Genomic DNA, 15,985 nt, shown 5'->3' on the forward strand with positions numbered 1-15,985 from the left:
CAAGTAGAAGAAAAGTCTCACTTTTTTGCCTGCGGAGTCTCCGCAGGCGGAAGCAGTATACATCTAGAAAGTATAAAAATATTATAGAAAATCTATCTAAGGGGAGAAAACTCTAAAACTATTTATCTTCCATAATTTCTAAGCTAACTTTTACATTATTTCTACTAGCTACAGATACCAAGAGAGTACGAATAGCTTTGATGGTGCGGCCCTCTTTTCCGATAATTTTACCAATATCAGGTTTCGCAACGGTTAATTCGTAAATAATGGTGTGAGTCCCTTGCACTTCTTTAATGTGTACTTCCTCAGGGCGATCCACAAGGTTTTTGATAATGTAACTTAAAAAGTCTTTCATAAAGTAATCCTATAACTAAATTCGCGTTATCTGCTGGAGAACAGTAAAAAATCGAACTCGAATTAATTTAATTTTAATTGGTCTGTTAAAATAATCAAACTTAATTAATTATCAAATTTATTTTATGGTTGATTCAAATAATTGTTTGTTAATAACAGTTTTACTATTATGAAACTCTTTTATTATCAAGATCTTCATATCTCGGGGCAGTTCTGTTGTTAGGTTTAAATGTTTATGCGTCTGGGGGTGGGTAAAATTCACGCTATAGGCGTGTAATTGTTGTTTGTCAAGACCATAACATGAGTTGGCAGAAGCTAATCCATAAACTGGGTCGCCTAAAATTGGGGTGGATAGATGTTTCATATGAACTCTAAGTTGATGAGTGCGTCCTGTTTCTGGATGCAGGAGAACTAAACTTAATTTCCCATTGTAAGCGAGTACCTCGCAACGAGTAACAGCTTCTTTCCCTATTGAGGAAACAGCCATTTCTTTGCGTTTAGTATGATGTCTGGCTAATTTTGTATGAATTATAGAGGCTGATGGTTTCCCCACACAAATCGCCAAATAGCTCTTTTTTAACTGTTTTGTTGCAAATAATTCACTATAAATCATTTTTGCTTGGCGGGTTTTTGCAGTGATGAGTAAGCCTGAAGTATCTTTGTCTAATCTATGGATGATTCCTGGTCTCCAGGGCTCTTCGGGGAACTCTTGTTTGAGACGCTCTCCGATTTCATGAAGTAGAGCATGAACAACCGTGCCTCTAGTGTGTCCAGGAGCTGGATGTACTACCATGTCCCTAGGTTTATTTATAACGAGAATCATTTCATCTTCATAGATTTTCTCTAGGGGGATGGCTTCGGGTAATAGTTCTGAAGGTTCTTCTTTTTCTTCAATGGTAATAGAGACAGTATCTCCAGGAGCCAATTGTGTGGAAACTTTTGTCTGTATTTGCTCATTAATTGTAACCCGTTTATCTAAAATGTGCTGTTGATAAAAAGCTCGAGAATATTTTGGGTTTTGCGAAACTAAAAACTTATCTAACCGATCTCGATTGGTTTCATTAACAATAAAAAGAAGTGGGTTATTTGATTTCATTGCAATGAGCGGTTTTTATTAAAACATTTTAAAATAAAAAAGCTTATGGTTCTAGGGAAAAGCGAAAATAGATCCTTGTAAATACATCTTAAAAAAATACTTAATTGGGCTGTTGTTGTTTTCAGGTATTTTTGTATCGAGATTAATGGCGAAACAAGAAGATTGTAGTTCAATTACTTTTTAAATTTAAATTTTAGTTGGCGGGAGCTGTGAGTTCAATTTGTTTAAATTGTGGACAGGCCAGGAAAACAAGGGAATCAACGGATGAACATAAGAATGTATGGGTAAGAAGGCTGGATACGTGATTCACAGCTTTCTGCCATTGTTCAAGAGTACAGGGGAAAGAAGAGATTTCTTTAGCTAGATAGGCAGTAGCATTGTAAGAAATGAGAGAAAGATAGAGATCCTGGTTTAAAAATGGAGCCCAACGTTGCGCAGAGTTTAGAAAATATGAGAGGTCTTTTTCGCTTAAGGGCAGGGCTAAAAAGTAGGAGATTCCCATACTACTCTTTATAAACAGAACGCATTTTTTTAGAGGCTTTTTGCGCACGATCCATTTCTTTATGGATGTTGCCAAACGAAGAAATCAGAATAGATTGAATGAACTGGTCATACATCTCTTTCCCTTTTTCTTCTCCCATTTTCTGAATAAGAGCTAATTTTAGCTGATCCAAGGTGCGTACAGGACCTTCGAAGGTCGTATTAGTGGGTGATAGATATTCAGGAGTCGGCGTCTCTTTTACTGGTGCAATTTCCTGAGTCTCAGCCTTTTTGATGTTGATGTAACGTGGTTCCATAATCCTATAGACCTTGGTGGCTAGCTTAATTATGTATTTTACTAAGGAGAGAACTTATTTTCTATAACCATAAAATAAAAAGTTTCAAAAAATAGCAATTTATTGTTTTTGATTACAGTAAAGTTTGTTGTTTAAGAATGGATTTCTTTTGTTTAGAAAAAGATAAAACTTGAGTCTTTCTTTTCCCGAGTTCGCCATATTTTGCTAAAAGGCCTTTGAGATATTTGATAGTGAACTTTTTCATGTTGCTGAGATCTTTTTTTACAGCAGCTCGTTTTTTCTCTATTGTTGCGAGATCTTTGGTATAGCTATTTTCATTAAAGCAGAGAATTTTCTTAATTGCTAAGGAAGCAAGTTGTCCTGTTGCTTGTTTACTTGGAATTTCAGGTAAGTTAGAGAGAAAAGGTTCTAAAGCAGTCAAAACGGCTTCATGTAGATCTTCTTGAGACACCTTATTTTTTAACTTAGAGAGGTTTTCCCTGACCGTATCGTACAGACGGTGTTTAATGAAAATATATTCCAGAGATTTATAGTAATGTTCTTGAGCTAACCCATCATGGAGTATCTGCAGTTCTTTTTGGAGATAGCCTTCCAGGACTTCTGTATGGAGTTTTAAAATTTCAGAGACGGAAGTCTCAACAGGTTTATTATTATAAATAGCTGTGGGTCTCGAGGTTAAAACGACTTGACATTCCGTATGTTGAAATAAAGATTCGATAATATCCTTAGCATAGACTCCTTTAGGAAGTTTTATTTCTATGTGGGGTTGGTCTGTTGAGAAATCTTGAATTGAATCAATTTTGATCACACCGCGTTTAGCTGCGTTTTCTATAGAGCGGATTAGGGTTTCTGTTGTGGTTGATGGGCAAATTTCTTTTATAATTAGGGTTTTTTGATCAACAGTTTGAATAGAAGCGCGCATTGTTATTGAGCCTAAGCCATCTTGATATTCTGAGGCATCCATAACACCTCCAGAATAGAAATCAGGCAGCAAGGTAAAAGCACGATTATTTAAAATAGCAATTTGTGCTTCTATAAGCTCACAAAAATTATGCGGGAAGATTTTTGTAGTCATCCCTACAGCAATCCCTTCAACACCATGTAACAAAAGTAAGGGAAGTTTAGCAGGAAGGATATCAGGCTCCCTATCTCTTCCGTCATAAGAATCATGAAAAGACATCAAATCAGTATTGAACAAGATTTCTTTAGCTAGAGGGCTAAGACGTGCTTCGATATATCTCGCTGCTGCATGAGGGTCACCTGTTAGAGGATTCCCGAAGTTTCCTTGCATATCGATAAGGTAACCTTTATTTGCTAGCACAACAAGAGCTTCGACAATTGGAGCATCCCCATGGGGATGTAGTGCCATAGTTCTACCGGCAATATTGGCAACTTTGTGCATTTTGCCGTCGTCCATACAAAACAATGTCCAAAGTAAGCGTCGTTGGACGGGTTTAAGGCCATCAAGGATATGAGGAATGGCTCTTTCTAAAATCACATAAGATGCGTAATGCATAAAATGTGTTTTAAAAAGCTCTGAAACATCATGCATAAGTTATAAGTTGGTAATCAGGTTATTCATAATAAATTGTTTCCGTTCTTTAGTGTTTTTCCCCATGTAAAATTGTAAAAGGGACTCTAAAGATTCTAATGAACTAATTGTTACGGGGGTCAGGCGCATGTCCTCACCAATAAAGGTTTTAAATTCTCTAGGAGAGATTTCTCCTAACCCTTTAAATCGCGTGACTTCTAAATGAGCTTCTTTTTTCCCTAATTTCTGTATTGCCTGAGTCTTTTCCTGATCTGAGTAGCAATATAGTGTCGTATCCTTATAACGCACTTTAAATAGAGGCGTCTCTAAAATAAACAGGTGCTGGTTTTCAACAACGGACAAGAAAGTTTTTAAAAAGAATGTAATTAATAAATTCCGGATGTGCATGCCATCTACATCAGCGTCGGTGGCAAGGATGATTTTGTTATAACGCAAGTGTTGCGTGCTATTTTTTGTAATACCTAATGCCGTTGCTAGGTAAAATAACTCGTCGTTTTTGTACATTTTTTCTTCTTCTAAAGAAAAAACGTTCATAGGTTTCCCTCGAAGAGAAAATACAGCTTGTGTTAGCGGATTTCTTGAGGATAAAATAGATGCAGAAGCGGACTCTCCTTCTGTCACAAAAATAGATGATGCCTCACCATAAAGAGAACGCTCATTATAGTGGAACTTACAATCACGAAGTTTCGGAATTTTATAATGAAGTTTCTTCTGCTTGTCTTTAAGATCTTGCTTTATGAATTGGATATTTTTTCGCGTTTTTTCATTTAGCTTAATCTTATCTAGAAGAAGATCTGAGCGAGATTTGTTTTGTTTAAGCTCTTGAATAATCGCACTTTTGACTTCTTTGATTATTCCTGAGCGAATTTGTGTATTTCCAAGTTTGTTTTTTGTTTGTGATTCAAAAATTGGCGAAGCAATTTTTATAGCAATACAGCCTACAATCCCTTCACGGATATCATTGCTTGTGAAATTCTTTCCAAAGTACTCATTGATGCCTTTAACAACGGCCTCTTTAAAAGCTGCTAAATGAGACCCCCCATCTATAGTTTCTTGACCGTTAACAAAAGAAAAATACCTCTCTGTGTGTGTGTCTAAATGTGAAAATAAAAAGGACAACTCAGAATTGTGAAAAGCAATAGGGGGGTAGAGTGTTTGTTCTAGAATTTCTTCTTTAAATAGGTCAAGAAGACCTTGTTGTGAGATGAAAACTTCGTTATTACAAATTATCTCAAGGCCAGGGTGCAAGTAGGTGTAACGACGAATTTTTTTTCTTAGGAACTCATCATTGAAAGAAAAATTTGTGAAAATCGTTGGGTCTGGAGAAAAGGTGATTTCTGTTCCATCAGGGTCTTTTGTAGATCCCTGTCGCGAATCTTGCAAAATTCCCTTGTAAAAGGTAGCATAGTGGTATTTTTTCTTCCGTACAGAACGTACGGTAAATTTCTCTGAAAGTGCATTTACCGCTTTTAACCCAACACCATTTAATCCTACAGAAAAATGAAAAACATCTTGCGTATACTTTGCCCCCGTGTTGATTTTCGAAACACATTCGATCATTTTCCCTAAGGGAATCCCTCGTCCAGAATCACGTACAGTTATGGTAGCGTCATCACTAAAAATGGAAATAGTTTTCCCATAACCCATGATGAATTCATCAATTGCGTTATCTACCACCTCTTTAAATAAGGTATAAATACCATCTTCAATTTGAGAACCGTCTCCTAATCTTCCTATATACATGCCAGCTCGTAGGCGGATGTGTTCTAAGGAGGCTAGAGAAACCACACTAGATTCAGTATATGTTGCCATATTTTTCTATTCTTCTTGCTATATTCTAGAGGAAAAGAGTTGTGTTAGAATTCTTCTGTGTGATGTTTGTATTCAAACGTCATAGCTGGCCATAACAGCGCTACGAGTATTTCTCAACCCTGGCATTGCGTGCTATTAAACTCACAGAGATCTAAGCCCTTCTCTCAGAGGATTTGCCAGATTACGACATTTCTTTTTCTCAATCAAGATAGACATAATTTTTAGATTAAAGTTTATATTTTTAATATTTTCGAGTGATTTTTATAATTTAATCATTAAATAAGATAGTGTCTTGATGATAGACTATATTTTCTGAAATGCTGTATTTGTTAATCGATCAAAAATAACACAATAGAGGGCACGAAACTCTATATTCTGCGTCTTGCATTTAGACTAATGCAAAGTTTATTTATTTTTCTAATCTATCTAGTAAATGCTGAGGGAGAGTGGATAAATAGATAGCATCTAATTTTGTCTTGGGCTATACATCTAGATTACTTTCGTTCTCCATTCTCTATTATTTTTCTTATGTTTAGAGGATAAGCGGAAAACTTATTGCAACGTGCTTATGGTCCTAGGAGTTGTTGGAATTAGCTATCGAGAGGCTGCTTTAAAAGAAAGGGAAGCAGTAATTAATGTCTTAAAGGATTTTGAAGCTAATTCTTTTTTTTCTCAGCGTTTTTTCGGTGGTGATGGATCTTTCGTTTTATTGCTAACATGTCATAGAGCGGAAATTTACTATTTTTCTAAAAGTAATCGTCATGTGCAATCAAAATTGTTGTCGCGGATTTCTTCTTTAGGAACACGTCCTTATTGTTATCAAGGACTCGCGTGTTTCACTCACTTATTTACCGTGACTAGTGGCATGGATAGCTTAATTTCTGGAGAGACCGAAATACAAGGCCAAGTGAAACGAGCGTATATAAAAGCAAAAACAGATCGAGAATTACCCTTTGCTCTACATTTTTTATTTCAGAAGGCTTTAAAAGAAGGAAAGGATTTTCGTTCCCAAGTGTCTTTGTCTCATCCTGTTGTAACGATTGAGTCTGTCGTTGAAGAAACTCTAGACTTGCATGGTAAATCAACAAAAGACAAACTTTTATTTATCGGTTACTCCGATATTAATCGGAAGATCGCAAAGGGGTTGAGTGCGAAAGGTTACCGAAATCTAGTTTTTTGCTCTCGAAAAAATATTTCCATACCATACGACACAGTGGCTCGTAGTCAACTTTCTTTTAGGGAACCCTATGATGTCATTTTCTTCGGATCATCGGAATCAGCTAAAGATTTTTCAGGGTTATCTTTAGAAAGTTTGGCAAGCATCCCCAGCCGTGTGATTTTTGATTTCAATGTTCCGCGTACCTTTACTTTGGCGGAAAGTCCGAAAGATATCATATGTTTGGATATGGATTTTATTAGCGAGCGTGTGCAGAAAAAACTTCAAATTAGTAAGCAATGTACAAATAAAGAAAAACCATTTTTAGCTCTAGCAGCAAGAAAACAATGGGAAGTTTATGAAAAAAAGAGCTCACATATACCTTCGAGTCAGGTTCGAGCTTCTCGTCCTAAGCTGTTGATTCTTTAGCGTCTAATTCATCTCTTGACATATACAGCTATCGAAAATACTCTAGGCTTTCATCGTTAACTCCGATGAATTTGTATGCAAGTGTGGTCTAGTACTGGCAGATTGTAGTTGATAACAATTGTAATAAAAATCATCCCGATTTTTCTTAGGTCTTTTGTTCTTTATAGTGAAAAAGATGAACAAGAAAACGAACATGAGATTGTTTATAAAAACAAGAAATCGTTTTTATTTTTAAAGTTTGTATTGGCATAACTCGATTTAAAGGCTGAAAAAGCCAAGTCTAGAAAAGAGGTTGTCTAAATTTTTGAAGAAGAGACAGCCGTTCCTGTATTAGGAAGAGCGTGCATGTTGGAAAAATTGATAAAAAATTTTGCCACGTATATTGGTATAACGTCAACCCTCGAATTCGATGCGGATGGAGCCTATGTCTTGCCTATAAGCGATCTCGTCAAGATACGTGTATTACAAAATGCAGATAATGAAATTGTACTTAATGCTTTCTTAGGGGAATTACCTCCTTCTTCGGATACCAATAAAGCGTACTTGCAAATGATGGTAGCGAACTTGTTTGGTAGAGAAACAGGAGGTAGCGCTTTAGGATTGGATTCCGAAGGCCATATTGTCATGACACGTAGAATTCCCGAAGAAGTTTCATATGAAGACTTTGCGCGCTACGTAGAGAGTTTCATGAATTTTTCTGAAACCTGGCTAGAAGATTTGGGACTAAACAAAGCACAACAAGGACAATAGGCAACAGGGGTAGAAAAGCATGAGTGCACGGTTAATTATTGATAAAGGCCCTTTGTCAGGATTTGTTCTGGTTTTTGAACAAGGAACAAGCTGGTCGATAGGGAAGGACGCAGCGTCTAGCGATATTCAGTTAGAGGATCCTAAGCTTGCAAATACTCAGGTCGTTATCACAAAAGAAGATGACCACTACTTTATTACAAATCTAGATACGTCCTGTCCTGTTACTGTAAATGGAAAAGAAATCACAGAGGCAACACCGATAAATGACGCGGATGTCATAACATTCGGAAGTAATCAATATTCTTTTTTCACGCATGAGTTTGATCCTGACGATGTTGTTTACGATTTCGATTTTTCTTCAGAAAATACGACTAATGTCTCTCCTGAGCCTGCCGATACTAAAAAGAAAACGAAGAAGAAAAGTCAGCCTGCAAAGGATGAAGCAAAACAACCTTCTTCAGAACAGCAAGATTCTTCCGATACTTCTCCTACCGATAAAGAACTCGCTGAAGCTTTCCTAGCTTCTGCAAAGTCAGAGAAGGAAACTTCCGGCCAAAAACTAGATATGGATACGCTGCCAAAGACCGGATCAAAAAAGAAAACATCCTCATTGCCGGATGTAAAAAATACTGAAACCCAGCATGCTACTATGGAAGAAAACGGAGCTTTGCCTAATCAAAATCAGCCGCCGTTGCCAGATTCAGATCCTGCCACACAGGATCAATCTACAAAAGGTGACCGGCCCAAAGAAGGTGAGCCTGTCAAAGAAACTCCTACTTCTGCAGAACAGTCAGAAGAAAAAGAGGGAATTTCCCAAGGCGAAGAAGTAAGCCCTCAAGAAACTAAACCTGAAGACGTTCAGGATGTAGAACAATCCCATAACGATCAAGAAGCTCCTAAAGAAAAAACAGACACAGAAGAAGAAACTGAAGAGCAGTCCGAAGAAGAAGAGGAGCAGGAAGGCAAGAAAACTGAAAAAGCTGAAGTCTTGTCTCCATTTAATGTACAAGATCTCTTTAGATTTGATCAGGGTATTTTTCCTGCAGAAATAGATGAGATTGCGCAAAAAAATGTTTCTGTAGACCTTTCTCAACCTTCACGCTTTTTATTAAAAGTCTTAGCCGGAGCTAATATCGGTGCGGAATTCCATTTAGACACTGGGAAATCTTATATTCTAGGAAGTGATCCTGCCTCTGCAGACATTGTCTTTAATGACCTTAGCGTATCCCATCGTCATGCAAAGATCATCGTAAGCAACGATGGTTCTATCATGCTAGAAGATCTAGGTAGTAAAAATGGCGTGATTATCGAAGGAAAGAAAATAGAGAATAGCTCCACATTAAGTGCCAATCAAGTTATTGCTTTAGGAACCACTTTATTTTTACTCATAGACCATTTAGCCCCTGCTGATACTATTATAGCATCATTTGCTCCGGAAGATTACGGATTATTCGGTCGTCCTCAAGATGCTGAAGAAATTGCTCAGCAAGCAGCTCAAGAAGAAGAAGAAAAACGTAAGCGCGCTACATTGCCTACAGGTTCGTTTATTCTTACACTATTCATAGGAGGGCTTGCTATACTGTTCGGCATAGGCACAGCATCTCTATTTCATACGAAAGAAGTCATTCCTATAGAAAATATAGATTATCAAGAAGATATAGAACGCGTGGTTAATGCTTTCCCAACGGTCCGCTACACATTTAATAAAAACAATGGCCAGCTCTTTTTGATAGGACATGTAAAAAATAGTATTGATAAAAGTGAGCTTCTCTATAAAATGGATGCTTTGTCTTTCATCAAATCCATAGATGACAACGTTATTGATGATGAAGCTGTTTGGCAAGAAATCAATATATTGTTGTCTAAAAAACCAGAGTTCAAGGGTGTAAGCATGCACTCTCCAGAACCTGGAGAATTTGTTATAACGGGATATCTAAAAACAGAAGAACAGGCTGTCTGTCTCGCTGATTATCTTAATGTACATTTTAACTATCTTTCTTTGCTTGAGAATAAGGTAATTATAGAATCGCAAATGTTGAAGGCGATCGCAGGTCAACTTTTGCAAGCAGGCTTTGCAAATATTCAAGTCGCTTTTGTTAATGGTGAAGTGGTTCTTACTGGTTATGTAAATCATGAGGATGGAGACAAGTTCCGTTCTGTTGTTCAGGAGATCTCCACGCTTCCCGGCGTACGTTTGGTGAAAAATTTTGTGGTTTTGTTGCCTGTTGAAGAAGGGATTATAGATTTAAATTTACGGTATCCTAGCCGTTATCGCGTAACCGGATATTCAAAATATGGTGACGTGAGTATTAATGTTGTAGTCAATGGTAGGATTTTGACCCGTGGTGATGTTATCGATGGAATGACGGTCATAAGCATACAACCACACTGTATCTTTTTAGAGAAGGAAGGGTTGAAATATAAAATCGAGTACAATAAATAGCTAATGTTAAGGCTTGTTAATTCTATTGCATTTAGGAAGAAATACTATGTTTAATATGGAAAATACAGCTGCTAAAGAAGATAGATCTTCTCATCAGCTATTTGATTTAGAGAAAGATATGCAGGATCTGAGCAAAGCTCAGGAGATCAAAGCTAATGTACAGGATAAAGTGCAAAAATTGCATGTTGCTCTTCGAGAAGGTTCTGATAAAGCCTCTTTTGAGAAGCAACAAATATTATTAGCAGGATATCTAGCCCTTCAGAAAGTTCTCGGGCGGATCAACCGCAAAATGGTTTAACAGACTAGATAAGTGGAGAATTTATGAGTAGTGGTAGCAGTTGCTCAGCTTTTAACTTTAATGACATGCTTAATGGCGTATGTAAGTACGTCCAAGGTGTGCAACAATATCTAACGGAATTAGAGACCTCAACGCAAGGTACAGTCGACTTAGGTACTATGTTTAATTTGCAATTCCGTATGCAAATTTTATCGCAGTATATGGAAGCTGTATCCAATATCTTGACAGCAGTGAACACAGAGATGATCACTATGGCAAGAGCTGTTAAAGGAAGTTAATAAATTAAGAGAAGGATCATGGCAGATTTGGAATTATTTAAAGCCGATTTTGCGTTATTGTTTGAAGCTGGTATGTTGGCCATTAAACAAGGCGACGAAGAAAGTGCAAAAAAGCTTTTTCAATCTCTACAAGTTTTAAATCCTGACCATTATGGTTATGAATTAGGATTAGCATTGATAGACCTACATAAAATGGAAATTTTTGCTGCAGAAGAACGATTAAACGCTTTAGCACAAAAAGAGGTAGATAATTGGAGCATTAAGTCTTTCCTTTCTCTAACACATATGATGATTGTATTGCATCAAGGAAGCTCTTTCGAAGTGCGTCGTGAAAGCTTGGAAAATTGCTTAAAGTTAGCAGATCAAGTGTTGGAAAATTGTGAAGTAGAATCAACAAGAATTCTAGCACAATCTGTTTTAGACTGGCATGATAACTTAGTAGCTAAAAGCGGAGGACCTTTAAGTTAACCTTATTCCGTCCTAAATATAAAAAAACGCCTGGTTATTGTCTTATGATAGATCCTTTGCAGCTTTTCCCAAAGTTAGACTCTGAGAAAGAAACAGCTTCCATACAGAAGCCATTAGGAACTCCTTTAGCAAGTGAGTTAAATAAGGAAGTTCCTGCATTTTCTTTAGGGATGGCAGCAGACTCCTTGAATAAAAATATAGAGGATGTAAAGCCTAACCCTATGGCGATGATGCAAGACAGAAATTCTAACATTATCGATCCTGAATTAGAAGAGGCATTGGATTCGGAAGAGCTGAAAGAGCAAATAAACAATTTAAAAGAGCGTTTATGGGATGCACAATCGACCCTACAACAAGATCAGAATAAACTATCACAAGAACATTTTGAAGCTGTTAGTGTGATCATTGATTTAATCAATGAGGATCTGAATGATATAGCTGAGCATACTCAACAAAACTTACAAAACAAAACAGAAGAGGAACACGAGTCCATTGCCCGTAAGATGGTCAATTGGGTGTCTTCTGGAGAAGAAGTGTTAAATAGAGCCCTTCTATACTTCTCAGATAGGAATGGAGAAAGGGAAAATTTAGCAGATTTTTTAAAAGTACAGTATGCTGTTCAAAGAGCAACGCAAAGAGCAGAACTCTTTGCTAGTATCGTGGGAACTACGGTAAGTAGTATAAAGACGATAATGACCACACAATTAGGTTAACATGGACGAATTGACGACAGATTTCGATATCCTCATGTCGCAATTGAACGACGTGCACTTGACTACCGTTGTCGGTCGTATAACTGAAGTCGTCGGTATGTTAATTAAAGCAGTCGTTCCCAATGTACGCGTTGGGGAGGTATGCTTAGTTAAACGTCATGGTATGGAGCCGCTCGTTACTGAAGTTGTCGGCTTCACACAAAATTTTGCTTTCTTATCGCCATTAGGAGAACTTACTGGAGTCAGCCCTTCTTCAGAGGTTATTCCAACAGGTCTACCTTTGCATATTCGTGCAGGTAACGGTCTTTTAGGTCGTGTATTAAATGGTTTGGGAGAGCCTATCGACTCCGAAACCAAAGGACCTTTAGTTGATGTTAACGAAACCTATCCTATTTTTCGTGCCCCTCCAGATCCATTGCATAGAGAAAAGTTAAGGACAATTTTATCCACAGGTGTGCGGTGTATCGACGGTATGCTCACAGTCGCCAGAGGTCAGCGTATAGGAATTTTTGCTGGGGCTGGGGTTGGTAAATCGTCTCTCTTGGGAATGATCGCTAGAAACGCTGAAGAAGCGGATGTCAATGTGATTGCTCTCATAGGAGAGCGGGGCCGAGAGGTTCGTGAATTTATCGAGGGGGATCTTGGAGAAGAAGGAATGAAACGATCGGTGATCGTTGTCTCTACTTCAGATCAATCATCACAGTTGCGGTTAAATGCTGCTTATGTAGGGACTGCTATAGCAGAGTATTTTCGTGATCAGGGCAAAACCGTAGTTTTGATGATGGATTCTGTAACCCGATTTGCCCGAGCTCTAAGGGAAGTAGGTTTGGCTGCCGGTGAGCCTCCAGCTCGAGCAGGATACACACCTTCTGTATTTTCAACTTTACCTAGGTTATTAGAACGTTCCGGAGCTTCTGATAAAGGAACAATTACAGCATTTTACACTGTACTTGTTGCCGGGGATGATATGAATGAACCTGTCGCTGATGAAGTTAAATCGATTCTTGATGGTCACATTGTCTTGTCTAATGCTTTAGCTCAGGCATATCACTATCCCGCTATTGATGTTTTAGCATCAATAAGCCGACTGCTGACAGCAATTGTTCCTGAGGAACAAAGACGCATCATAGGAAAAGCCCGAGAGGTGCTAGCAAAGTATAAGGCAAACGAAATGCTCATACGTATTGGAGAATACCGCCGAGGGTCCGATCGTGAAGTAGATTTTGCTATAGATCACATCGATAAATTGAACAGATTCTTAAAGCAAGATATTCATGAAAAAACGAATTACGAGGAAGCCTCGCAACAACTTCGGGCTATTTTCCGATAAGATATTAAGGGTAAAATGCCGTGCCTAAATACCCGTTAGAACCTGTTCTAGCGATTAAAAAAGATCGTGTTGATAGAGCAGAAAAAGTCGTTAAGGAAAAGCGACGGCTTTTAGAAATAGAACAAGAAAAATTGCGAGAAATCGAAGCTGCTCGTGATAAAGTAAAAAATCACTATATGCAAAAAATTCAGCAACTCAGAGAGTTGTTAGATGAAGGCACAACGAGTGATGCAGTTTTACAAAGAAAAGCTTATATTAAAGTTGTTGCTGTACAGCTTGCTGAAGAAGAAGAAAAAGTTAATAAGCAAAAAGAAAGCGTTTTAGCGGCATCTAAAGAGCTGGAAAAAGCAGAAGTTAATTTAGCCAAACGGCGAAAAGAAGAAGAAAAGACGCGTTTACATAAAGAAGAGTGGATGAAAGAAGCTCTAAAAGAAGAAGCGCGAGAAATTGAAAAAGAGCAAGATGAAATGGGACAGCTACTTCATCAGCTGCGCAACAAAAAACAACGTGAATCGGGGGAATCTAGTTCATGGAATTAAATAAAACATCTGAGTCTTTGTACAATTGCAAGACAGATCGCCATTCAATACAACAAGAAGTAGGCCCAGAGCCTAAAGATAACCGTGATGTTAAAGTCTTTTCTTTGGAAGGCCGCCAACAATCGAAATGCGATCGTCAGGACAAAACTGTTAACAAAGGTTCTCGTCAAGAAGCTCGTGGTGCTGATGATAAGCATGCAGAAGAGAAAACCTCCACAGTATCTTCTAAAGAAGAAGAGAAAGAAGAGGGGCAAAGTTTCATGGCTTATGATAACCCTACAGCAGGAATGGCATTCGTAGATGTTGCTCCTTCTGTGTCCAGTGAGGTTGTTGTGGAAAGCACTACAGTGGCAGTTGCTAGTGCAGATTTGCAGTGGGTCCAAGATGTGATTGCTAGTACTGTAGAATCTATGATGGTTGCTGATGTGAACGGTCAGCAGTTAGTAGAATTAGTTTTAGATGCTGAAGGTAATGTCCCTGAAGTTTTTGCTGGCGCTAATTTAACTTTAGTACAGTCTGGGACGGATCTTTCTGTAAAATTTTCCAATTTTATAAATGATGTTCAGCTGGCAGATGCAGTGAATCTGATAGCGAATAGTCCTTCTCAGCTTGCTGGTTTGGTAGAAGCATTAAAAAATCTTCGTTTGAATTTGACAGAATTAACAGTTGGAACAAGTATTGTACAATTGCCAACTATCGAAGAAGTGCAGACACCTTTACATATGATTGCTGCGACAATACATCAAAGAGATAAAGAGAAGGATCAAGAAGGAAAAGATCAGCAGCAACAGGATCAGGAACAAAACCAATATAAAGTTGAAGAAGCACGTTTATAAAGGTGATTTCTCATGACAGTAGCAGCGGAACCTAGCGCGAGTTGGTTAAAATCTAGACACGATTTTCTAAGTTCTCTAGTGAAAACGGAAGAAGTGGTTTCTCTTCCTCCGTTTCCTAAAGAACTTTGCCAAAATAGGTTGAAAGAAAAATTCCGTCTAGAAGATACGAGTCTTACTATTCAACCTCGAGGTTCCCTAACTGCTGCTCAAGCTGTTCAAGATTTTGGAACACACTTTTTAGTACAGTCTTTCTTAGCCCAACCCTTGACATCAGGGACGTTTTTCTTTGTTACCTCTGAAGCTGATCTTCAGTCTTTCATGGTTGCCGTGTTTAATGATTCTAGCTTAGCTTCCTACTTTTATGAGAAAGATAAGCTTTTAGGTTTTCATTACTATTTTTCTGCAGAGCTGTGTAAGTTGCTCCAGGAGCTCGCTTGGATACCTTCTTTATCTGTTAGAGTCGTCGGCGATGCTCGGTTTTCTACTAAAGACTTACAAGGCTCGTATCAGGCTGTAGATGTCAATTGCGGATTAGACGGAAAAACTATGGGTTTTCGTTTACTTTTCCCAGAAGCAACATGTAACAGCTGTAAGGATTTCCTTTCAGCTTCGAATCAAAATTTTGATATTCATCAGTTAAATCCTACACCTTTAACTATGTCTGTAGAAATTGGCTATTGCCAATTAACTCAGGAAGAATGGCAACAAGTTGAGCATGGGAGCTTTATCTTGTTAGATAGTTGTTTGTATGATCCTGATACAGAAGAAAGCGGAGGCTTGCTTAGTGTCCAAGGACATCAGTTCTTTGGTGGTCGTTTTATTGATCAAACATCTGGAGAATTTAAAATCACTAGCTATCCAAGTTTGCAACAAGAAGCACCTACGGAAGAAACTCCGGAAGCTTTGCCTGCAGCACCTTTGCCCGGCAACTATAAGTTAGTAGCAGAAGCTTCTCGATACTCATTAACTGTTGAAGAGTTTTTAAAGCTCTCTCAAGGTAGCATTCTAAATCTCAATGGGATCCATCCCTCTCGAGGCGTGGATTTAATCCTCAACGGCGCAAAAGTTGGAAGAGGGGAAATAATATCTTTAGGAGATGTTTTAGGAATTCGAGTCCTAGAAGTCTAAACGTAT

Annotated in this window: 17 protein-coding genes; 11 read left to right on the forward strand and 6 right to left on the reverse strand. The window is 38.0% G+C overall.

What is annotated here, in order from left to right; genetic code table 11:
- Positions 1–118: 118 nt before the first annotated feature.
- From E1N70_RS02100 to E1N70_RS02125, 6 genes are all read right to left on the reverse strand, one after another.
- Positions 119–355, reverse strand: coding sequence for a KH domain-containing protein (locus E1N70_RS02100; RefSeq protein ID WP_006342697.1), 237 nt, complete (start codon positions 353–355; stop codon positions 119–121).
- Positions 356–472: 117 nt separating this feature from the next.
- Entirely contained in the window at positions 473–1,450 is a 978-nt protein-coding gene (locus E1N70_RS02105; RefSeq protein WP_131743918.1) for an RluA family pseudouridine synthase, read from the reverse strand.
- Between the two features lie 193 nt (positions 1,451–1,643).
- Positions 1,644–1,952, reverse strand: coding sequence for a hypothetical protein (locus E1N70_RS02110; protein WP_131743919.1), 309 nt, complete (start codon positions 1,950–1,952; stop codon positions 1,644–1,646).
- Position 1,953: 1 nt separating this feature from the next.
- Positions 1,954–2,247 carry a CT656 family putative T3SS effector gene (locus tag E1N70_RS02115; protein WP_131743920.1) on the reverse strand — a complete coding sequence of 98 codons (294 nt, stop codon included), beginning with the start codon at positions 2,245–2,247 and terminating at the stop codon, positions 1,954–1,956.
- Positions 2,248–2,359: 112 nt separating this feature from the next.
- Positions 2,360–3,799 carry a DNA gyrase subunit A gene (locus tag E1N70_RS02120; RefSeq protein ID WP_131743921.1) on the reverse strand — a complete coding sequence of 480 codons (1,440 nt, stop codon included), beginning with the start codon at positions 3,797–3,799 and terminating at the stop codon, positions 2,360–2,362.
- Between the two features lie 3 nt (positions 3,800–3,802).
- Complete coding sequence (locus E1N70_RS02125; protein ID WP_131743922.1) at positions 3,803–5,611, reverse strand: DNA topoisomerase IV subunit B; 1,809 nt, start codon at positions 5,609–5,611, stop codon at positions 3,803–3,805.
- 568 nt (positions 5,612–6,179) lie between these two features.
- On the opposite strand from E1N70_RS02125, the gene E1N70_RS02130 reads away from it, so the two are divergent.
- From E1N70_RS02130 to sctQ, 11 genes are all read left to right on the forward strand, one after another.
- On the forward strand, positions 6,180–7,196 hold the full coding sequence (locus E1N70_RS02130) for a glutamyl-tRNA reductase (protein ID WP_131743923.1): 1,017 nt from the start codon (positions 6,180–6,182) through the stop codon (positions 7,194–7,196).
- 345 nt (positions 7,197–7,541) lie between these two features.
- Positions 7,542–7,946 (forward strand): CesT family type III secretion system chaperone, encoded by a 405-nt coding sequence (locus E1N70_RS02135; protein WP_014943617.1) that lies wholly within the window; start codon positions 7,542–7,544, stop codon positions 7,944–7,946.
- 19 nt (positions 7,947–7,965) lie between these two features.
- Positions 7,966–10,389: a type III secretion system inner membrane ring subunit SctD gene (gene sctD, locus E1N70_RS02140; RefSeq protein ID WP_131743924.1), complete on the forward strand. Its 2,424-nt coding sequence runs from the start codon at positions 7,966–7,968 to the stop codon at positions 10,387–10,389.
- 46 nt (positions 10,390–10,435) lie between these two features.
- A complete protein-coding gene (locus E1N70_RS02145; RefSeq protein WP_131743925.1) occupies positions 10,436–10,687 on the forward strand; it encodes a DUF5398 family protein in 252 nt (83 codons plus the stop codon).
- 23 nt (positions 10,688–10,710) lie between these two features.
- Positions 10,711–10,965: a type III secretion system protein CdsF gene (gene cdsF, locus E1N70_RS02150; RefSeq protein WP_006343709.1), complete on the forward strand. Its 255-nt coding sequence runs from the start codon at positions 10,711–10,713 to the stop codon at positions 10,963–10,965.
- A gap of 18 nt (positions 10,966–10,983) precedes the next feature.
- A complete protein-coding gene (locus E1N70_RS02155) occupies positions 10,984–11,433 on the forward strand; it encodes a CdsG family type III secretion system protein (RefSeq protein WP_006342708.1) in 450 nt (149 codons plus the stop codon).
- 44 nt (positions 11,434–11,477) lie between these two features.
- Positions 11,478–12,146, forward strand: coding sequence for a CT668 family type III secretion system protein (locus tag E1N70_RS02160; protein ID WP_131743926.1), 669 nt, complete (start codon positions 11,478–11,480; stop codon positions 12,144–12,146).
- Position 12,147: 1 nt separating this feature from the next.
- Positions 12,148–13,476: a type III secretion system ATPase SctN gene (gene sctN / locus E1N70_RS02165; RefSeq protein WP_131743927.1), complete on the forward strand. Its 1,329-nt coding sequence runs from the start codon at positions 12,148–12,150 to the stop codon at positions 13,474–13,476.
- 20 nt (positions 13,477–13,496) lie between these two features.
- Positions 13,497–14,015: a type III secretion T3S chaperone gene (locus E1N70_RS02170; protein ID WP_131743928.1), complete on the forward strand. Its 519-nt coding sequence runs from the start codon at positions 13,497–13,499 to the stop codon at positions 14,013–14,015.
- On the forward strand, positions 14,006–14,851 hold the full coding sequence (locus E1N70_RS02175) for a DUF5421 family protein (protein ID WP_131743929.1): 846 nt from the start codon (positions 14,006–14,008) through the stop codon (positions 14,849–14,851). Before E1N70_RS02170 ends, E1N70_RS02175 begins: the two co-directional genes overlap by 10 nt.
- A gap of 12 nt (positions 14,852–14,863) precedes the next feature.
- Positions 14,864–15,979 (forward strand): type III secretion system cytoplasmic ring protein SctQ, encoded by a 1,116-nt coding sequence (sctQ, locus tag E1N70_RS02180; protein WP_131743930.1) that lies wholly within the window; start codon positions 14,864–14,866, stop codon positions 15,977–15,979.
- The last annotated feature ends 6 nt before the right edge of the window (positions 15,980–15,985 follow it).

Source organism: Chlamydia buteonis, assembly GCF_900634605.1.
In the GTDB taxonomy this organism is placed as follows: domain Bacteria; phylum Chlamydiota; class Chlamydiia; order Chlamydiales; family Chlamydiaceae; genus Chlamydia; species Chlamydia buteonis.